At 72.0% G+C, this 16,725-nt stretch carries 15 protein-coding genes and 3 pseudogenes; 12 read left to right on the forward strand and 6 right to left on the reverse strand.

Going from position 1 to position 16,725, the window contains the following annotated elements:
• From AC2W7A_RS02655 to AC2W7A_RS02680, 6 genes and pseudogenes are all read left to right on the forward strand, one after another.
• Positions 1-422: pseudogene (locus AC2W7A_RS02655) on the forward strand (hypothetical protein); the annotation flags it as partial.
• Positions 423-582: 160 nt separating this feature from the next.
• Positions 583-1,359, forward strand: coding sequence for an energy-coupling factor ABC transporter ATP-binding protein (locus AC2W7A_RS02660; RefSeq protein ID WP_485989997.1), 777 nt, complete (start codon positions 583-585; stop codon positions 1,357-1,359).
• Entirely contained in the window at positions 1,356-1,991 is a 636-nt protein-coding gene (locus AC2W7A_RS02665) for a CbiQ family ECF transporter T component (RefSeq protein ID WP_485989983.1), read from the forward strand. The genes AC2W7A_RS02660 and AC2W7A_RS02665 overlap by 4 nt, the downstream gene beginning before the upstream one ends.
• Before the next feature lie 132 nt (positions 1,992-2,123).
• The gene (locus tag AC2W7A_RS02670) at positions 2,124-2,450 is read left to right on the forward strand and encodes a hypothetical protein (RefSeq protein ID WP_485989984.1); all 327 of its coding nucleotides are present in this window, start codon (positions 2,124-2,126) and stop codon (positions 2,448-2,450) included.
• Positions 2,451-2,525: 75 nt separating this feature from the next.
• Positions 2,526-3,146, forward strand: coding sequence for a phosphotransferase (locus AC2W7A_RS02675; RefSeq protein ID WP_485989985.1), 621 nt, complete (start codon positions 2,526-2,528; stop codon positions 3,144-3,146).
• Between the two features lie 43 nt (positions 3,147-3,189).
• Positions 3,190-4,155, forward strand: a complete 966-nt coding sequence (locus AC2W7A_RS02680) for a phosphotransferase enzyme family protein (protein ID WP_485989986.1) — start codon at positions 3,190-3,192, stop codon at positions 4,153-4,155.
• Between the two features lie 260 nt (positions 4,156-4,415).
• Here the strand turns inward: AC2W7A_RS02680 and AC2W7A_RS02685 are convergent, their stop codons facing one another.
• Positions 4,416-4,817 carry a HepT-like ribonuclease domain-containing protein gene (locus AC2W7A_RS02685; RefSeq protein WP_485989987.1) on the reverse strand — a complete coding sequence of 134 codons (402 nt, stop codon included), beginning with the start codon at positions 4,815-4,817 and terminating at the stop codon, positions 4,416-4,418.
• Between the two features lie 106 nt (positions 4,818-4,923).
• Between AC2W7A_RS02685 and AC2W7A_RS02690 the strand changes: the two genes are divergently transcribed.
• The 5 genes and pseudogenes from AC2W7A_RS02690 to AC2W7A_RS02710 form a co-directional block, all read left to right on the forward strand.
• Positions 4,924-5,349: a PadR family transcriptional regulator gene (locus AC2W7A_RS02690; RefSeq protein WP_485989988.1), complete on the forward strand. Its 426-nt coding sequence runs from the start codon at positions 4,924-4,926 to the stop codon at positions 5,347-5,349.
• Positions 5,346-7,652, forward strand: a complete 2,307-nt coding sequence (locus AC2W7A_RS02695) for a hypothetical protein (RefSeq protein WP_485989989.1) — start codon at positions 5,346-5,348, stop codon at positions 7,650-7,652. Before AC2W7A_RS02690 ends, AC2W7A_RS02695 begins: the two co-directional genes overlap by 4 nt.
• Before the next feature lie 71 nt (positions 7,653-7,723).
• Complete coding sequence (locus AC2W7A_RS02700) at positions 7,724-8,017, forward strand: hypothetical protein (protein WP_485989990.1); 294 nt, start codon at positions 7,724-7,726, stop codon at positions 8,015-8,017.
• 117 nt (positions 8,018-8,134) lie between these two features.
• On the forward strand, positions 8,135-8,866 hold the full coding sequence (locus AC2W7A_RS02705) for a hypothetical protein (protein ID WP_485989991.1): 732 nt from the start codon (positions 8,135-8,137) through the stop codon (positions 8,864-8,866).
• A 27-nt stretch (positions 8,867-8,893) separates the two neighbouring features.
• A pseudogene (locus AC2W7A_RS02710) lies at positions 8,894-9,208 on the forward strand (alanine:cation symporter family protein); the annotation flags it as partial.
• A gap of 86 nt (positions 9,209-9,294) precedes the next feature.
• Here the strand turns inward: AC2W7A_RS02710 and poxB are convergent.
• Both poxB and AC2W7A_RS02720 read right to left on the reverse strand, forming a co-directional pair.
• Positions 9,295-11,010: a ubiquinone-dependent pyruvate dehydrogenase gene (gene poxB, locus AC2W7A_RS02715; RefSeq protein WP_485989992.1), complete on the reverse strand. Its 1,716-nt coding sequence runs from the start codon at positions 11,008-11,010 to the stop codon at positions 9,295-9,297.
• Positions 11,011-11,137: 127 nt separating this feature from the next.
• Positions 11,138-11,719, reverse strand: a pseudogene (locus AC2W7A_RS02720) (haloacid dehalogenase); the annotation flags it as partial.
• Positions 11,720-12,039: 320 nt separating this feature from the next.
• Between AC2W7A_RS02720 and AC2W7A_RS02725 the strand changes: the two are divergent.
• Complete coding sequence (locus AC2W7A_RS02725) at positions 12,040-12,975, forward strand: HNH endonuclease (protein WP_485989993.1); 936 nt, start codon at positions 12,040-12,042, stop codon at positions 12,973-12,975.
• A 345-nt stretch (positions 12,976-13,320) separates the two neighbouring features.
• Here AC2W7A_RS02725 and AC2W7A_RS02730 read toward each other — a convergent pair whose 3' ends face one another.
• Genes AC2W7A_RS02730 through AC2W7A_RS02740 form a run of 3 tightly spaced genes read right to left on the reverse strand, consistent with a single transcriptional unit; the run spans position 13,321 to position 16,534 of the window.
• Positions 13,321-14,952 carry a DUF1846 domain-containing protein gene (locus tag AC2W7A_RS02730; RefSeq protein ID WP_485989994.1) on the reverse strand — a complete coding sequence of 544 codons (1,632 nt, stop codon included), beginning with the start codon at positions 14,950-14,952 and terminating at the stop codon, positions 13,321-13,323.
• Between the two features lie 49 nt (positions 14,953-15,001).
• Positions 15,002-16,105, reverse strand: coding sequence for a pirin family protein (locus tag AC2W7A_RS02735; protein ID WP_485989995.1), 1,104 nt, complete (start codon positions 16,103-16,105; stop codon positions 15,002-15,004).
• A gap of 30 nt (positions 16,106-16,135) precedes the next feature.
• Positions 16,136-16,534, reverse strand: coding sequence for a hypothetical protein (locus tag AC2W7A_RS02740; RefSeq protein WP_485989996.1), 399 nt, complete (start codon positions 16,532-16,534; stop codon positions 16,136-16,138).
• Positions 16,535-16,725 lie beyond the last annotated feature (191 nt).

A 16,725-nucleotide genomic window follows, 5' to 3' on the forward strand; every position in this document is an offset into this window, starting at 1 on the left:
CTGGGCTGACTCGGCCGTGCCGGATTGTGGCCGCAGCCCTGACCGGCTCAGCCCCGGCGCTGCCCGGGCTGGCGCCGGTGGCGGCGATCGAGCAGGTGCTCGACGCCACGGAGGACACCCTGGAGGGCGACGGCAGGATCGCCGTCGTGGAGGTGGTCGAGGCCTACGCTGTGCAGGCGCTCGCCGTGCTGGACGGGGTGGGCCTGGCCCGTCCCGGCGGATGCGGGGACGAGGATGTGGATCCGCGCGTGAACGCCCGCGGCGGGGCCCTGGCCCTGGGACACCCGTGGGGCGCCTCCGGGACCGTGGCCGTCCTGCAGGCGGTGCAGCGGCTCCAGGAGCAGCCGCCCGGGACACGGGCGCTGGTCACGGCCGCCGTGGCCGGGGGCATGGGGATCGCGATGACACTGGAGGTGAGCTGACATGGCAGGACTGTGGGGACGACGCCGCCGCGAGGCGAAGGTGCCGCACGAGCAGGCCGAGGCGCAGGAGGCCCAGGGGATGCAGGCGCCGGAGGGGCCCGGGACGACGTTCCCGAGGGCGGGACGCGACGGCGACCGCGGGCGGAGGTCCGCAGACGGCCTGCACCTGGCCGGGGTGCGGGTCGAGGCGGAGGGGCCGGACGGCGTCGTGACGCTGCTGCAGGACGTGGACCTGACGCTCACGGCGCGGCGGGTGGCCGTCGTCGGGGAGAACGGGTCCGGGAAGTCCACGCTGGCGCGTGCGGTGGCCGGGCTGGCGGACGTGGTGGACGGGACCGTCACGGTGCACGGCGTGGACGCGGTGGGGGATGTGAAGGCGCTGCGGCGGACGGTCGGGTTCGTGTTCGCCAACCCGGCGGCGCAGTCCATCATGCCCACCGTCCGCGAGGACGTGGAGCTCACGGTCAAGTCCCTCCGGGACGAGGCCGGCCGGCGGCTGCCGAAGGAGCAGGTCGCAGCCCGAGTGGACGCCGCCCTGGCCGAACATCGGCTGACCGAGCTGGCGGACCGGCCGTGCCTGGCCCTGTCCAGCGGTCAGGCGCAGCGGCTGGCCATGTGCGCGGTGATGTCCGCGGAGCCGTCCCTGGTGATCGCGGACGAGCCGACCTCGCTGCTGGACGGACGGCACCGCCGGATCGTCGCGGACCGGCTGCTGGCCGCGGACGGGTTCCAGCTGCTGCTGGTCACCCACGACCTCGAGCTGGCCCGCGCCTGCGACGAGGCCGTCTGGGTGCATGACGGGACGATCCGTTCCCACGGGTCCGCCGCGGACGTGGTGGCCGAGTACGAGGCGTTCCTGGACGCGGCCGTGGCCGAGGAGTTCGGCGGGGTGCGGGGTGGCGAGCCCGCCGGGGTGCCGGGGGAGGTGCCGCGGTGATCTCCCTCTACGTGGCCGGCGACTCGCCTCTGCACCGCTGCCCGGCCGGGCTGAAGATGGCCGTGTTCGCGGTGTGGGCGCTGGTGCTGGCGGTGCTGCCGGCCACCCTGGGCACGGCCGCGGTGGCCGTGGCCGGGGCGCTGGCCTGCTACCTGGTGGGCTTCGGGTCACGGCGGGGCGGGCGGATGCTGGCGGCGGACCTGCGCGGGCTCTGGCTGTTCTACGTGATGCTGTTCGCCGCGCAGTGGCTGTTCGCGGACCTGCACGGGGCCGTGGCCACGGTGGGGCGGGTGCTGGGCGTGGTGTTGGCGGCGCAGGTGATGACGCGGACCACGCGGATCGCGGCCATGACCGCGGTGGCCGAGGCGATCGTGGGCGCGGCGGGGAGGATCCCCGGGCTGGGGCCTGTCCTGGCGCGGGCGGGGTTCCGTCCGGAGCGGGTGGGGCTGTCGATGGGGTTGGTGCTCAGCGCGATCGGCTACCTGCGCGGGCTGGCCTCCCAGGTCCGTGCGGCGCAGGCGAGCCGCGGGGTGCGCATGCGGCCCTGGGCATGGCTGCTGCCGCTGCTGGTGCTCACCCTCAAGCACGCCGACGACGTCGGGGACGCCCTGGCCGCCCGCGGCGTGGAGTGACGCGGGCGGGCGCGGTGTGGGCAGCCGCGCCTCCGCCGCCCCCGCGGGGCCTGACCATTTCCCATCACTCAAACGGAAAAACGTCGTGCCGGGAACGATGACTTCCCGAACGAGTGATGAAGAATCGAGCGCATGCTGACTGCCGATGACCGCACCGCCGCCCACGCCTGGATCTGCGTGGCGCTCGCCGTGGACCCGGCGGAGCTGGAGGTGCGCGTGGACCGCGAGCGCGGCTGGGGCGACATCTGGCAGGTCACGCCCCGCACCGGCCCCGACGCGGGGGAGTCCTGCTGGTTCAAGGCCCCGCACCCGGGCCTGGCCCGCGAGATCGGCCTGCGCCGCGTCCTCCGAGGCCCGCCGCCCGGAGCACGTCCTGCCCCTGATCGCCGCGGACGCCGAGCGCGGCTGGCAGCTCACCGCGGACGCCGGCCCCACCCTCGCCGTGCTCTCCCGCACTGACTCGGCCTTGCGCCCCACTGCCACCCCGTTCCCGACGACGGCGCCGCCCCCGGGCACGTCTCCCTCGCCCGGGCGTTGGCCCGCGTGCAGCGGGACGTCTCGGCCGCCGACCTGTCCGGGCTGGGCATGCCCGAGTTCCCTCCCGCGGCCGCGGCCCACACCCTGGCCGAGCGCATCGACGTGTTCACCGCCCTCCCCGCGGAGCATCCGGCCCACTGCCGGCCCGAGGAGAAGGCGAGGGCGGTCGACCAGGTGAGTGCCGTCGTCGGGAAGTGGGAGGAGCTGACGGCGGAGCACCCGGGCCTGGACCTGCTGGGCGTGGACCACAACGACCTGCACGCCGGCAACGCGTTCCTGGTGGACGGGCGGGTGCGGATCAGCGACTGGGGTGATGCCGTGATCGGGCATCCGTTCGCGTCCCTGCGGGCACTGCTGTTCCCGGCGCGGAACGTGTTCGGTCAGGACGCGGTGGAGGCGATCCGGGCCGCCTACCTGGACGAGTTCTTCGCCGGTCGCGAGGCGCCGGCGCGTCAGGCGCAGCAGCGGGCGCTGGACCTGGCGATGACCCTGGGCGCGGCGAACCGGCTGCAGTGCTGGACGCTCATGCCTGCGGAGGTGTGGGCGGCGTACCCGGAGTGCATCGTGCCGCTGTGGCGCGAGGCCGGGAGGCCGTTCGCTGAGGTGACGATGGCGTGAGCGCGCGGCTGTGGGCGGCCGGGCGCTGGTAGGCTCCACCTCCATGACCGCCCCGCCCCGCCCCGCCGATCTCGCCGCCGCCTTCGGGCTGACCGGGGTGAGAGACGAGTCCCTCTCGCCGTGGTCTCCGGTGCATCGGGCCGCTGCTGCGACGGGTGCGCCCGTGGTGGTGAAGCGGACCGCCGCACGGGCCGACGCCATGGCCGCCTGGACCCGCGCGCTCGCGGCCCTCGGGGTGCCCGTGGTGACGCCTCAGCCGCTGGAGGCGCCGAACCCGCAGACGATCGGCGAGGAGCAGTTCGTGGTGTACCCGTTCGTGGAGGGCCGCCCGTATGACGCCGCCGTGGACTCCGCTGCGCTGGGCGACCTGCTCGGCCGGATCCACGCCGCCGAGGTCCCGGCGGACGTGCTCGGTGCGCTGCGGAGCTATGAGTTCCCGGACACCGGGCGTGACGACGTGGACGACGACCTCGAGACCCTCGCGGGGAGGCTGCCGGAGATGATAGGGGCCGAGGAGGGCGAGAGGGCCGTGGCCGCCGTCCGGGCGCTTGCCGACCGCTGGTGGGGGACCGCCCTGCCCGCCCTTCGTGCCGCTGATGCCGCCGGGGAGCTGCCGCGGACGGGCGTGAGCTCGGACTACAAGGCCGCCAACGTGGTGATCAGCGAGGCCGGGCCCGTGCTGGTGGACCCGGACAACGGCGGCCACGAGCCGCGCCTGTTCGACCTGGCCATGGCCGCGGTGCTCCTGCACAACGAGTCCCCGTCCGCGCCCGATCGGATGCAGGATCCGGGGGAGTGGGACGCGTTCGCCCGCGCCTACCTGGGGCACGTGGAGCTGACGGACCGCGAGCGGGCCCTGTGGCCGTACGCCGTGGACCACATGCTCTGGGAGGAGGGCACCTGGGCCCTCGAGGACAACAACGCCGATGCCTGGGACGACCCGCGGCAGGGCGGGTACCTGCGCGCGCTCGCCGTCGCGACCCCGGAGGACTTCCCGCTGCCTCGGTGATGAGACCGGGGTCGTGGGGTGGCTGCGGTTGCCGTGACGTCGCATGCCTCGAACCCTGCGTCATACCCGGATCAACCATGCCACGCGGTTCGAACGATGCGGTATCGGAAGGGTGCCTCCTCCGGCCTCATCGCCACCCGTCACCCCAGCAACCCGCCCGGATGCGTGGACGTCAAAGTTGGCATCAAAACTGCCGGAACTCGGCCCCATTGTCGTGCAGTTCCGGCAACTCCGATTCCACGTTGGACGTCCGAGGATCGTCAGCCGTCCGTGTGGTCGAGCGCTGCCTCGATCAACCCGATGATCCGCGGGACATCGCGGTCGACCGTGCTCCGGACGATGCCGGTCTCCACCAGCAGATAGCCGTGCGCGATGCGATTGCGCATGCCCCACATCGACGGCAATGCCCTGCCGAAGAGCTCCGGGTCCGTCCGCGTCGCCCTGTCACAGCGGCGTGCGCCTCGCACTCGGCGGGCCAGGGCAGTGGTGCCCTGGAAACGGAGCAGTCGCGAGACCTCGGGTTGACTGCGGCCGATCGCCCGCGCGATCTCGCTTTGCGTCATCCCGCCGGCTGCCGCCGCACGCACCGCGTGCACCAGTTCCTTGCGAGCGGTGCGCACGGTCTCGTCGTGCTGCCGAGCGACGTCGGCGCGGGTCTCCATGCGTCGAATATGGCAATACCTCTATCAAGGTCGGAGGTTCCCCGCTCGACGCCGCCCACCACCCATGGGTTGCGTTCTGACCTAGGTACAAGGTGTACTTAGATACATGACCCGCCTTCCCAATGACGGCCGCACGCCGCACGCAGACCCCCGCCCCTGGCCTTCCGCCTGGGTTCGGGCCGCCCTGGAGCCGGCCATCCTCGGCGCGCTCCTGGACGGCCCCCTGCATGGATACGGGATTGCGCAGACGCTCGCCGAGCGTGGGTTCGGGAAGCTCCGCGGCGGCTCGCTGTACCCGGTGCTCGCCCGCCTCGAGGAGGCCGGTCACGTGGACACGCACTGGGTCGAGGGCCAGGGCGGCCCAGGCCGCAAGGACTATGAGCTGACCGACGCCGGCCGCGCTGAGTACGCGGAGGCGGTCGTCTCGTTCCAGGCCCTCGCCGCCGCGCTCGCCCGGCTCGGCGGTCCGTCCGCTGACGGCGATCCAACGGAATCCGCCACCCTGCACACCACCGAGGAGGGGACCTCATGAGTACGCCGCATGACCACTTCGACCGCACCGATCAGCCCGTCCGCCGTGGTCGCGCCGCCCGCACGAGGCGCACCGGCATCACCGCCACCCGCGCCCTCCGCGACCTCGTCGACTCCTTCGCGGACGTCCGAGGCCGTGAGGAGGACGCCGATTGGGCCCGCCAGGCCGACGGCCACCTGGCCTACGCCGAGGTCACCCCGGCCCACCGCCACCGCCTGCTCGCCCGTGCCCGCACCCTCACCGCGGAGGCGCAGGAGTCCCCGGACGACCTGTTCGGGCTGCCGGGGGACTGGGCCGCCGACGTCCAGGCCGAGGCCACCGCTGAGGGCGTCTCGCTGACGGACTCCTCGGCCACCTCGCCCGCGGACGTCTTCTCGGTCGGCTTCGTGCTGGCCTCCGCCGCGAGCCTGCTCGGCCTCGTGCTGACCCTCCTCGCGGACGGCCTCACCACGGACCTCTCCGCGGGCGTCCTCCTGCTGCCGGCGGTGATCGGCGTCGGCGGCGTGGGCGTCTTCTGGGCGCTGGACCGGCTGCAGCGGCGGTTCCCGCTGATCGTGCCGGTCGGGGCCGTGCTGGCGCTGGCGGGTGCGGTCCTCTGTCTCGTGGTCCTGGTGATGCTCACCCTCGGAGGCCTCGTCCTCGCCGGCACGAGCACCTTCCTCTGGCTCGCCGCGGCCGCGGTCTACGCGGCCCTGGCCTGGATCGCGGCCCGCGTCCTCCCGGACACCGCGGCGGACCAGGGTGCCACCCCGCAGACCGACGACGAATGGGCCGCCCGCCTCGCCTATCTCCTGCGCTCCCGCGCGGACGTGCCGGAGCACCGCGTCACCGAGGCGGTCGCCGAGGCCCGCGTCCCACGCCGCGGATGCCGGCAGCACCCTGGCCGCGGAGTTCGGCTCGCCGGCCTCCTATGCCGCGCGCATCCCCCGGGACCGGGTGCACCGCGCCCGCACGAGGGCGGCCGCGCTGACGGTGGCCATGGCGCTGGTGATCGGCATGCTCTTCGGCGTGCTCGTCCCCGGCGGAGAAGCCTCCTGGTGGCACTGGACCATCGCCGCCGGCGGGGTCGCCGCCGCCGCGCTCGCCTGGGCCGACGTCCGCACCACCCGCACCCGCACCGACGCCACCCGCACCCGCACCACCTGCCCGGACACCACCCCCACCCGCAGCACCACCGAAGGAGGCCCCCGATGAGCACGCAGACACCTGGCGGCAATCACCGCATCCCCGCCCTGCTGGACCGCTTCACCGCCGCCCGCGGCCTGGAGTCCGACCGCCGCTGGGCCGAGGCCGCCGTGGCCCGGTTCGTGTTGGACGACGTCCGCCAGGACGTGATGGTGAGGGAGCTCGAGGAGGCGGCGGCCGTCGTCGAGGGTTCGGGGACGCGCCCGGACAAGCTGTTCGGCCCGGCCGCGGACTGGGCCCGCTCCCGCCGGGACGACCTCGCCGCGGAGGGCGGGCTCGTGCTGGACACGGCGCCGCAGCTGACGTGGCGCGATGCGCCGTCCAACGCGCTGATCATCTCGGCCCTGTTCTCCATCCCGTTCGCGGTGGTGTTCGCGCTCCGCGACGGTCTGAGCGTGGACTTCACGTGGGGACACCTGCTGTTCCCGCTGGTGCTCGGCGCGGTGATGACGGTGGTGGTCACCCTGTGGTCGCGGACGATCGCGCGCCGCTCCTTCGCAGTCACCGCGGTGATCGTGGCCGTGGTCGGCCTGCTGCTGGCCACCGGCGCCGGCTTCCTGCTGCCGACCCTGGCGGGCATGCACCTGTTCACCGGCAGCGTGGCCTGGCACCTGGCGATCGTGGCCGGGTACCTGGCGCTCGGCGCGCTCGGCTTCCGGCTGCTTCCCTCGGCCAGGACCACCGGGGATGCCCAGCGGGAGACCTCCGACGACGGCACCGCCCTTCCCGACGACGGCACCTCCCTTCCCGACGACGGCACCTGGGCCCTCGTGCTCGGCGGCGCCCTGCGTGGTCGGCTGGGGTATTCGGACGAGCGTGCCCGCCGGGTCGTGGAGGAGGCCCGGGCCCATGCGGCGGCCTCCGGCCGGCCGCTGGCCGAGGAGTTCGGCACCCCGCAGGACTACGCGACCCGGTTCCAGCCGGACACCCGGCGCAAGGACCGGCTGTACGCGGTGCTGCTGACGCTGGTGGCCGCCTACTGGGTGGGGATGCTCGTGTTCGAGTGGCTGTCCCCGCAGGAGCCGGTGGGGTGGTGGCGGATCGCCGGGGCGGTGTTCTTCCCCGTGCTTGCCGGGTGGCAGTGGCGGCTGGCCCTGCGCGGGCGTGCGGACGGCTGAGCTCGGCCGGTGCGGGGCACGCATGGACCCAGGCCTAGGCGTGCACGGACGCGGGCGTTAGGCTCACGCGCATGGAATCGTCACAGCGACGCACCTCCCGCGCCCGGCGCGGCGCCCCACGGCGCGACGGCACCCGACGCCGCCCCGGTTTCCTCCGCCGGCTGATCGGGATCATCGCCGTGCTGCTGGGCCTGGCGATCGCGGTCGCGGCGGTCTGGTTCCTCAAGGACCTCGGAGACCCGCTGCGCCGGGCCGCGCTGGCGGAGGACTACACGCAGATCTTCTCCTGGCTCGGCGGGGGCCTGATGGCCTTCGTGGTGTCCCTGCTGCTCATCTGGGGCGGCATCCGCGTGCAGCGGCCGTGACGTCCGGCATCCGACACCGGGCGTCCTGTGGACAACCCTGACCCGCGTGCGGGTGATCTGGTTCACTGGGTGGTGACCGGTGACGGGCTCGGTCGGAAAGACCGGGAGGGGAACCCGATGCAGCAGTCCGATGCCTCCGTGCGCCCTGGGACCGTGGAGAAGGAGCCGACTCAGGCCGGCGCAGCGCCTGAGGGCTATGAGTGGATCACACACGACCAGTGGGACGAACGGCGGTCGGCGACGAGATGGATGGTCGTCCTCGGTGCACTGCTGTTCTGGGGTGGTGTGCTCGGCGTGCCGCTGCTGCTGGGCCGTCTCGCCTTCTCCCGCATCCTCGGCGTCTCGCTGGGGGAGCCCGGCGTCGTCGGTGGACTCCTCAGCCCGCCGGTGGGCCCGCTGCTCGCCGTGGTCTTCGGCGGCATGGTCCTGTGGATCAGGGGCCGACGGGAACGCGACCAGCTCGAAGAGGCCCTGTTCCGTGAGGACGACGAGTACCGAAGACTCGTGGCGGTGGGGGGCTTTCGGTGGGACTGCGTGGTCTCGCTCGGACTGTTCGGGCTGCTCGTGGGCATCGTGCCCTGCGTGCTGACCCTGGCCTGGTTCGCCGTGGAGGCAGCCGCGGGCGAGGTGCAGACCGTGGAACACGTGCTCCTGGATGCCGTGGCGCCGGCGCTGTTCTTGGTCCTGATGGTGCTGCTGGTCTGGTGGGGACGTCGCCGGCAGGCCGTGAACGGACCGTTGACCGTGGCCGAGCTGGCGCGCCTCTCCCCGCGGCCGCTGGCCGTCTCGGGCATCACCGCCACCGAGGCCGTCTCCGGGGTGGACCTGATCCCTCCGTTCGACCAGTGAGCCGAAAGACCCGGGACCGACGGGGGACTGATCCTCGTGTCGGTGGCCTATGGCGCCGTCGCCACCACGGGTGCGGCCTGGGGCCTCGGCGACATCGGCGTGGGCTCCATGGCCTGGCTGAACGTCCTCGGGATCCTCGTGCTGCACGGCCCGGCCCTCAAGGCCCTCAAGGACTACCGCGCACAGAAGCGCCAGGGTCTCGACCCGCAGTTCGACCCGCGCCCGCTCGGCATCCGCAACGCGGACTTCTGGGAGCACCGCGCCGACGGCCTGATCACCCAGGGCGTGGCCGGCACGGCCGAGCATCCGGTCGTCGCCGAGGGCGGCGCCCACCGCGCCTGACCTACCGGCGGGGCTGGGTTTTCCCCGCCCCACCACGACGACGCCCGGACGTCGCCAGCGTCCGGGCCGTCGTCGTGCGCGGCAGGTCAGAACAGCTGGCGCAGGTTCGCCTTGGCGAGGTCGAGCAGCTTGGTGCCCTTGCCGTCGAGGACGGTGCGCATGGCGTAGAGCGCGAAGCCCTTGGCCTGCTCGAACTCGATGCTCGGCGGGATCGTCAGCTCCTGACGCTCGGTCTTGACCACCAGCAGCGCCGGCCCGTCGTGGGCAAGGAACTCGCGCATCACCGCGGGCAGGTCCGTCGTGTGGTCCGCGCGGAAGCCCTTGATGCCGACCGCCTCCGCGATCGCCGCGAAGTCCGGGTTCTCCAGGCTCGTCCCGTAGGGGACGAACCCGGCGGCCATCATCTCGAGCTCCACGAAGTTCAGCGAGTCGTTGTCGAACACGAGCGTCTTCACAGGCAGGTCGTTCTGCACGAACGACATCAGCTCGCCGAGCATCATGGCCAGCCCGCCGTCGCCGGCCATCGCCACGACCTGGCGGGTGGGGTCGACCGCTTGGGCGCCGACCGCCTGGGTGACCGCGTTGGCCATGGAGCCGTGGGACATCGAGCCGACGATCCGGCGGCGCCCGTTCATCGTCAGGTACCGGGAGGCCCAGATCACGGGGGAGCCGACGTCGGGCAGGAACACCACGTCGTCGTCGGCCAACTCGTCGAGGAGGCGGGCCACATACTGCGGGTGCACGCGTCCACGGCCCGGGGTGGCCAGCTGGTCGAGGTCCTTGCGGGTCTTGGCGTAGTGCTTGAGCGCCTTCTTCAGGAACGCCGACGACGAGTTCCCGCGCAGCAGCGGCAGCAGGGCCTGGGCCGTCTCCTTCACACCGCCTACGAGCGGCACGTCCACGGCCACCCGTCGGCCGATCTGCTCGCCGCGCACGTCCACCTGGATGACCGTGGCGTCCTCGGGGTAGAACTGCCGGTACGGCAGGGAGGACCCGAGGATCAGCAGCGTCTCGGCCTCCTTGAGCGCGTGGTAGCCGGAGGCGAAGCCGAGCAGGCCGGTCAAGCCGACGTCATACGGGTTGTCGTACTCGATCCGGTCCTTGCCGCGCAGAGCGTGGACGATCGGGGCCTGCAGGCGTTCCGCCAGGGCCACGACCTCATCGTGGGCACCGGCCGCACCCGCGCCGGCCAGGATGGTGATCCGCTTGGACGAGTCCAAGGCCTCAGCGGCCTCGCGCAGTACGGAGTCCGCCGGGATGACGCGGGACGGCGTGTGACGGATCACCTCGGGCTTCGCGGAGAGCTCGGCGAGGGCCACGTCGCCCGGGATCACGAGCACGGCCACGCCCCGCTGCTCGACGGCGGCCCGCATCGCGGTGCGCAGCATGCGGGGCATCTGGTCCGCCGAGGAGACGTGCTCCACGTAGACGGAGCACTCGCGGAACAGGTCCTGCGGGTGGGTCTCCTGGAAGTAGCCCGAGCCGATCTCCTCCGACGGGATGTGCGCGGCGATCGCGAGCACCGGAGTGCGGGAGCGCTGCGCGTCGAACAGGCCGTTGATCAGGTGGAGGTTGCCCGGACCGCACGAGCCCACGCAGACCGCGAGCTCATCCGTGAGCTGGGACTCGGCGGAGGCGGCAAAGGCCGCGGTCTCCTCGTGCCGGGTGTGCACCCACTGGATGCCGCCGTGGGAGCGCAGGGCCTCGGTCAGCCCGTTGAGGGAGTCCCCGGGCACGCCGTACATGCGGCGTACGCCCGAGGCGTGGAGGGTCTCGACGATGTTCTGGGCGACAGTGGCCACGGTGGAACCTCTTCTCTGGTCGGGAGGCGCCCGGGCCGATTCGGCGGGGGCGCGGCACTGCCTTCCACGCTAGCGGTCGAGGTCCAGGCCCGGGGAGGGGCGGCCGCCCGGAGGGCGCCCGGCCTAGTCAGCGCAGCAGGTCGCGTTCCACCCACCGCAGCAGGGACTCGCCCGCCCGCTCGTGGACGTCACCGGCGTCGCCGATGCCGCGTTCGGCGAGGATCGCCGCCGTCACCACGCCGTAGGGCTTCTCGGGGACGCCGTCGGCGGGGCACACGTCCATGTGCTCCACGGCCAGACCGCGCTCGTGCAGCCGGTCGGCCATGGCATAGTCGCTGCGCGAGTCGCCCGCGGTGACGTCGTCGCGCACCCGCTCGTACTCCGTCTGGTCCGCGCCCACCGTCTTCTCGAGGGAGACCATGGCCAGCTTGGTGCGGTCGGTGAACTGCAGGTCCTCGGCGCGCTCATCGTTGAGGGCCCAGATCGCGTCACGGGTGTCCGCGTCGATGGCCGTGTCCGGGTCGGTGCGGAGCCAGTCCGGGGCGGTGCCGTCCACGGTGACGTCGGGCAGGTCCCCGGAGGGCACCGCCGCGGAGAACGGGAACCACACGGCGCCCTTCTCGCAGATCGCGTGGAAGGGAGCGTCGTCCGGGAGGCCCGCGTCCCGCAGCGGGGCGATCACGCTGTGCAGGAGGAAGTCCGTGGAGCGTGCCGGCCTCGTCCGCGGCGAAGCCCGGCTCTGGCCGGCCCTGCTCGTCGTACTGCTCGAAGACGCCGTGCGGGACGGAGGGGACCAGGGGAGCGGGCGGCCTTCAGCTGCCCGGCTCTTCCTTCCCGACGACGGCACTCGCCTCCGCCTCGGAGGGCACCGGGTTCTGGGGTGTGGTCATGGGGTGAGCGTAAGGCGGGTTCTCTATTCGTGGAAGGACACGGCGGATGAAGGGTCCTTTCGAGGCCACCAACGAGCCGCCCTGACTGAGACCGCTGCTAGGCTGCAGAAACGGTGGAAACAGGCCGAAAGGGGAACTTGTGCTCGAACCGGAGACCCTTCGCGCCACAGCCATCGACTGGCTCCTCGACCGCACCCTTGATGGACAGGTGCCGCTGACCCGCGAAGATCTCAGCGACTTCCAGTGGCAGGGTGAAGACTTTCGCCTCATTGCCCCGATGCAGGGTATTTGGAGGCCGCAGGGGTTTCAGGCTGCACTCTCTTTCCGTACCGCCTACCGATCTCACGGTCAGGAGCGTCCCTACGAAGACGAGATCGGACCGGACGGGTTGATCCGCTACAAGTGGCGCGGGGCCGATCCCTCCCACCCGGATAATGCTGGTCTGCGTCGCGCGTATGAGCTCAACTTGCCCCTCATCTGGTTTGTGGGTGTGGGAATGAATCCCGCGACTTATCAGGTCGTCGCGCCGGTCTACATCTTGGCGGAGGAGCCTCACCTCCAGCAGTTCGTCATCGCCCCCATGGACCCGGAGGACTATTCTCCCGAGCTGCTGTCTAACTCGCCGATGGAGTTGTCGCTGCGGCGTTATGTCCTCCGTGAGACCAAAGTCCGGCTCCATCAGCCGGTGTTCCGGTCTACGGTTCTCGTCGCCTATGACAATCATTGTGCCGTGTGCAACTTCGCGCATCCGGAGCTGCTGGATGCTGCGCACATCGTTCCGGATAAGCACGAAGAGCTGGGGTTGCCGACCATTAAGAACGGCATTGCCATGTGCAAGATTCACCATGCTGCTTTCGACCGTCAGTTCCTAGGCATCCGGCCGGACCATGTGGTGGAAATCCGGAAGGATCTTCTTGAGGAAGTGGACGGGCCCATGCTTCGGCATGGCCTGCAGGAGCTTCATGGCAAGAAGCTCATGGCCCTTCCGCGTTCGCGCGCGGATCGTCCCGGGGTCCCCAATCTTGAATGGGCCTACGAGCGATTCCGCAACGCGACGGCAGCGGATGTTGCCTGACCCCGGATCGCATGTGCCCATTTCGTTGGCCGCAATGTGAACCGTGATGCTCGCCCTCACGATGACCTACACCCAGGGGCGGCGAGGCAGGCGGCCCAGGTGCGCGCCGTCGTCGGGAAGGGAAGGAGGCGCGGAGGATGCCGACCCTGCACGGGAGTGGCCGTTCTCAGTGCCCGTGCGGGGCTGAGAACTGCCACATCTGTGCAAGGTCCGTGAAGGCAGGGCTGCCGGTGGCTGTTGCGGTCCTGCAAACGGCCGCTCTCAGGCCATCTGAGCGGCTGAAAGCGGCCATTCACGCGACAGCAACGCACGCAGGGTGCGATCTCGGCCCTGGTCCACCCCGCCTCACCGCTTCCGGTACAGGCCTTTCTTCTGGAACACCGGCTCCGAGGTGACCAGCATGCCGAGGGAGCGGAAGATGCCCTCGTCCACGCTGCCGAGGATGGTGGTGGTGTGCACGTCGCAGCCGGCGAGCTCGCCCAGCTTGTCCAGGGCACGGCGGGCGCGCTCGTCCGTGGCGGCCGAGACGGACAGCGCGATGAGCACCTCGTCCGTGTGCAGGCGCGGGTTCGCTGAGCCCAGGTGGCGGACCTTCACCTCGGTGATCGGCTCGATCGCCGCCGGGGAGAGCAACGTGACCTCGTCCTCGATGCCGGCCAGGTGCTTCAGGGCGTTCAGCAGCATGGCGGCGGAACAGCCCAGCAGCGGGGACGTCTTGCCCGTGATGAGCGTGCCGTCCTCCAGCTGCAGCGCCGAACCCGGCTCGCCCGTGCGCGCCTGGACCGCCAGCGCCGCATCCACCACCGGTCGGTCCGCGGAGGACAGGCCCAGCCGGGACATCACCAGGGCGATGCGCTCGGACACCTCGTCCGTGTCCCCGGCGATCGCCTCGGCCACCACCGCCTTGTAGTAGCGACGGATCACCTCCTGCTCGGAGGCGGCCCGGCAGGCCTCGTCGTCCACGATCGCGTGGCCGGCCATGTTCACGCCCATGTCCGTGGGGGACTTGTACGGGCAGGCGCCCGTGAGCTTCTCCAGCAGGGCCGCCAAGAGCGGGAAGACCTCCACGTCACGGTTGTAGGAGGTCACCTGCTCCCCGTACGCAGCCAGGTGGAAGGGATCGATCAGGTTGATGTCGTCCAGGTCCGCGGTGGCGGCCTCGTACGCCACGTTCACCGGATGCTCCAGCGGCAGGTTCCAGATGGGGAACGTCTCGAACTTCGCATAGCCGGAGCGGATGCCGCGGGCGTGGTCGTGGAAGACCTGCGAGAGGCAGGTGGCCAACTTGCCCGAGCCTGGGCCAGGGGCCGTGACCACCACGAGGTCCCGGGACGTCTCCGAGTACTCGTTCCGGCCGAAGCCCTCGTCCGAGACGATCCGCGCCGTGTTCTGCGGGTAGCCGGGGATGATGCGGTGACGGGCCACCTTCATGCCCAGCCGCTCCAGGCGCTCCAGGAACGCCAGCGCCCGGTGGTTCGAGTCCTCCAGCTGCGTGACCACCACGTGCTCCACCAGGAAGCCGCGCTCACGGAAGACGTCCACCAGGCGCAGGACGTCGTCCTCGTAGGTGATGCCGAGGTCCGCCCGGACCTTGTTCCGCTCCAGGTCCTTCGCGTTGAAGCAGACCAGGATCTCCGTCTCGTCCTTCAGCTGCTCGAGCATCGCGATCTTGTTGTCCGGGGTGAAGCCCGGCAGCACGCGGGAGGCGTGCAGGTCGTCGAACAGCTTGCCGCCCATCTCCAGGTACAGCTTCCCGCCGATCTGTGCGCGCCTGGCCTGGATGTGCTGGGACTGGAGCTCGATGTACTTCGCGCGGTCGAATCCGACGCGCCGATACGCGGGCGGGGCGGCGGTGTCCTGCGGCCCGTTGGCGGGCGCGTCGGCGGCGTCGGTGGAGGCGGCGCCCGAGGCGTCGGGGGTGGTGCCGGAGGCGGCGGGGGACGGAACGGGGTCGACGTGGTCAGGCGAGCCGGTCATGGGACATCAGGCTAGTCCACAGACCGGACGCCGAGGCCGGACCCGAGCCTCAGCCGCGCGGCCTCATCCGCGTGTTCGGCAGCGTCGGCGCCGGGATCGGCGGCTTCGGGTCCGGCGGGAACGGCCCGAACCGGGGCGTGGGGCCCTGGACCGCGTCCGCGGCCGTGCCCTGCTCTGCCTCCGAAGCCGGGGCCTCGAACCCCATCTGCTGCTGGTAGGCGGCCCGCCAGGCGACGATCTCCTCGTGGCTGCGGCCCACGAGGTTCCACCACATGACGATCTGCTCGCCCAGCGGCACCCCGCCGAGCAGCAGGGCGATCATCGGCTCGTCACCGGCCCGCAGGGTCAGCCGGGTGGCCCCGGACTCCACCACGCCGAGGTGGGCGGAGCGGATCGGCACGCCCTGCAGGTGCACGGTGCCGCTGGCGGCCAGCACGCCGTGCTCATGGTCCGCCGGCACGTCCAGCTCCAGCACCGCACCCGGCTCCATGCGCACCTCCACACCGGTGAGCGGGATGAACGTCGGCACCGGGGAACGGCGCCCCAGCAGCTCGCCGAAGAACACGCGGGCGGTCCAGCCCTCGCCGGACACCGGATCCGGCCGGTGCGAATGCAGGTCCGGCGTGGAGAACCGGTGCGCCTCCGGCAGTGCGTACCAGAGCTGCGCGCCGTGGAGCACGGTGGTTTCCTGCGTGGAGTACTCCGAGTGCGTGATGCCGGTGCCGGCGTTCATCAGGTGCACCTCCCCGGGGCGCACCACCGCCCGGTGCCCGGCGGAGTCCGTGTGGTCGATCCGCCCCTCGAACAGCCAGGACACGGTGGCCAGGCCCGTGTGCGGGTGACGGGGCACGTCCATGCCTCCGGTGCGGGAGACGTCGTCCGGGCCGTAGTAGTCCACGAAGCACCACGCGCCCACCAGGCTCCGGGCCCGCTGCGGGAGCGAGCGTCGCACGGTCATGGCGCGCGGCCCGCCCAGGGGCACGTCCCGCGGCTCCAGCACCTCCACCACGCCGCCGTCCTCGCCGGCGGTGGGCCGGACGCCGTCGCTCAGCCCCTGCGTGAAACGGCCGCCCGTGCGGACGTCCGCCGGGCCGTCCGCGTGGCGTCCGGGCGTGCAGACCCGCTCCTCCGGGTTCCTCTCCTGATCGGACATGGTCCTCACTTCTCCGTCGGCGGGCAGGCGTCAGCGGTCCCGCGCCTGGTCCTCGTCCTCGTCCCGCTTGACCCAGTCGTCCTCGGGGGCGTCGAAGGAGCGGGTCCAGCCGGTCCGTGGATCGGTGACATCCATGATGCCGGTGGCGGCGTCCAGGCGGGCGACCTGCCCGGAGGAGCGGTCGATCACCGTGATGGTCTCCGTCTGCGGGTCGTAGTCCTCCACGTGGACGCGGGAGGCGTAGTCGTCCGAGGTGACGGAGAGCCCCATGTCCGAGTCCCAGCCGTCCCAGCCGTCCTCGCCCACCAGGTGGGAGTCCGCGTGGACCTCCGCCCGGGTCCGGTGCTGACGGGAGTCGTGGTCGCCGGAGGTCTGGTCGCGGGAAGCCTGCTCGTCGGAACCCGCCCCACCGGACGCCGCCCCGCCCACCCTCGGAACCGACTTGGACCGCGGGCCACGGTCGGGACAGATCCGGTGCGCGGGCGCGGGTCCTGCCCGGCCGGCGGGACGATCGGCATGTCCCGGGTGTAGACGTCCTCGTCCGCGTCGTAGTGGAAGCCTTCGGGGGCCGAGGCCTCGCGGGCGGCGAGCTCCTCGGCGTCGGCCTGGGCCAGCGGGCC

It is taken from the genome of Micrococcus sp. LASM2_SD2, from assembly GCF_057364565.1.

Bases quoted from the DNA above. Each gene is read 5' to 3' on its own strand.
- AC2W7A_RS02700 (WP_485989990.1), top strand. From the start codon at position 7,724: ATGGAATCGTCACAGCGACGCACCTCCCGCGCCCGGCGCGGCGCCCCA.
- AC2W7A_RS02695 (WP_485989989.1), top strand. From the start codon at position 5,346: ATGAGTACGCCGCATGACCACTTCGACCGCACCGATCAGCCCGTCCGC.
- AC2W7A_RS02690 (WP_485989988.1), top strand. From the start codon at position 4,924: ATGACCCGCCTTCCCAATGACGGCCGCACGCCGCACGCAGACCCCCGC.
- AC2W7A_RS02680 (WP_485989986.1), top strand. From the start codon at position 3,190: ATGACCGCCCCGCCCCGCCCCGCCGATCTCGCCGCCGCCTTCGGGCTG.
- AC2W7A_RS02670 (WP_485989984.1), top strand. From the start codon at position 2,124: ATGCTGACTGCCGATGACCGCACCGCCGCCCACGCCTGGATCTGCGTG.
- AC2W7A_RS02705 (WP_485989991.1), top strand. From the start codon at position 8,135: ATGCAGCAGTCCGATGCCTCCGTGCGCCCTGGGACCGTGGAGAAGGAG.
- AC2W7A_RS02685 (WP_485989987.1), bottom strand. From the start codon at position 4,817: ATGGAGACCCGCGCCGACGTCGCTCGGCAGCACGACGAGACCGTGCGC.
- AC2W7A_RS02730 (WP_485989994.1), bottom strand. From the start codon at position 14,952: ATGACCGGCTCGCCTGACCACGTCGACCCCGTTCCGTCCCCCGCCGCC.
- AC2W7A_RS02735 (WP_485989995.1), bottom strand. From the start codon at position 16,105: ATGTCCGATCAGGAGAGGAACCCGGAGGAGCGGGTCTGCACGCCCGGA.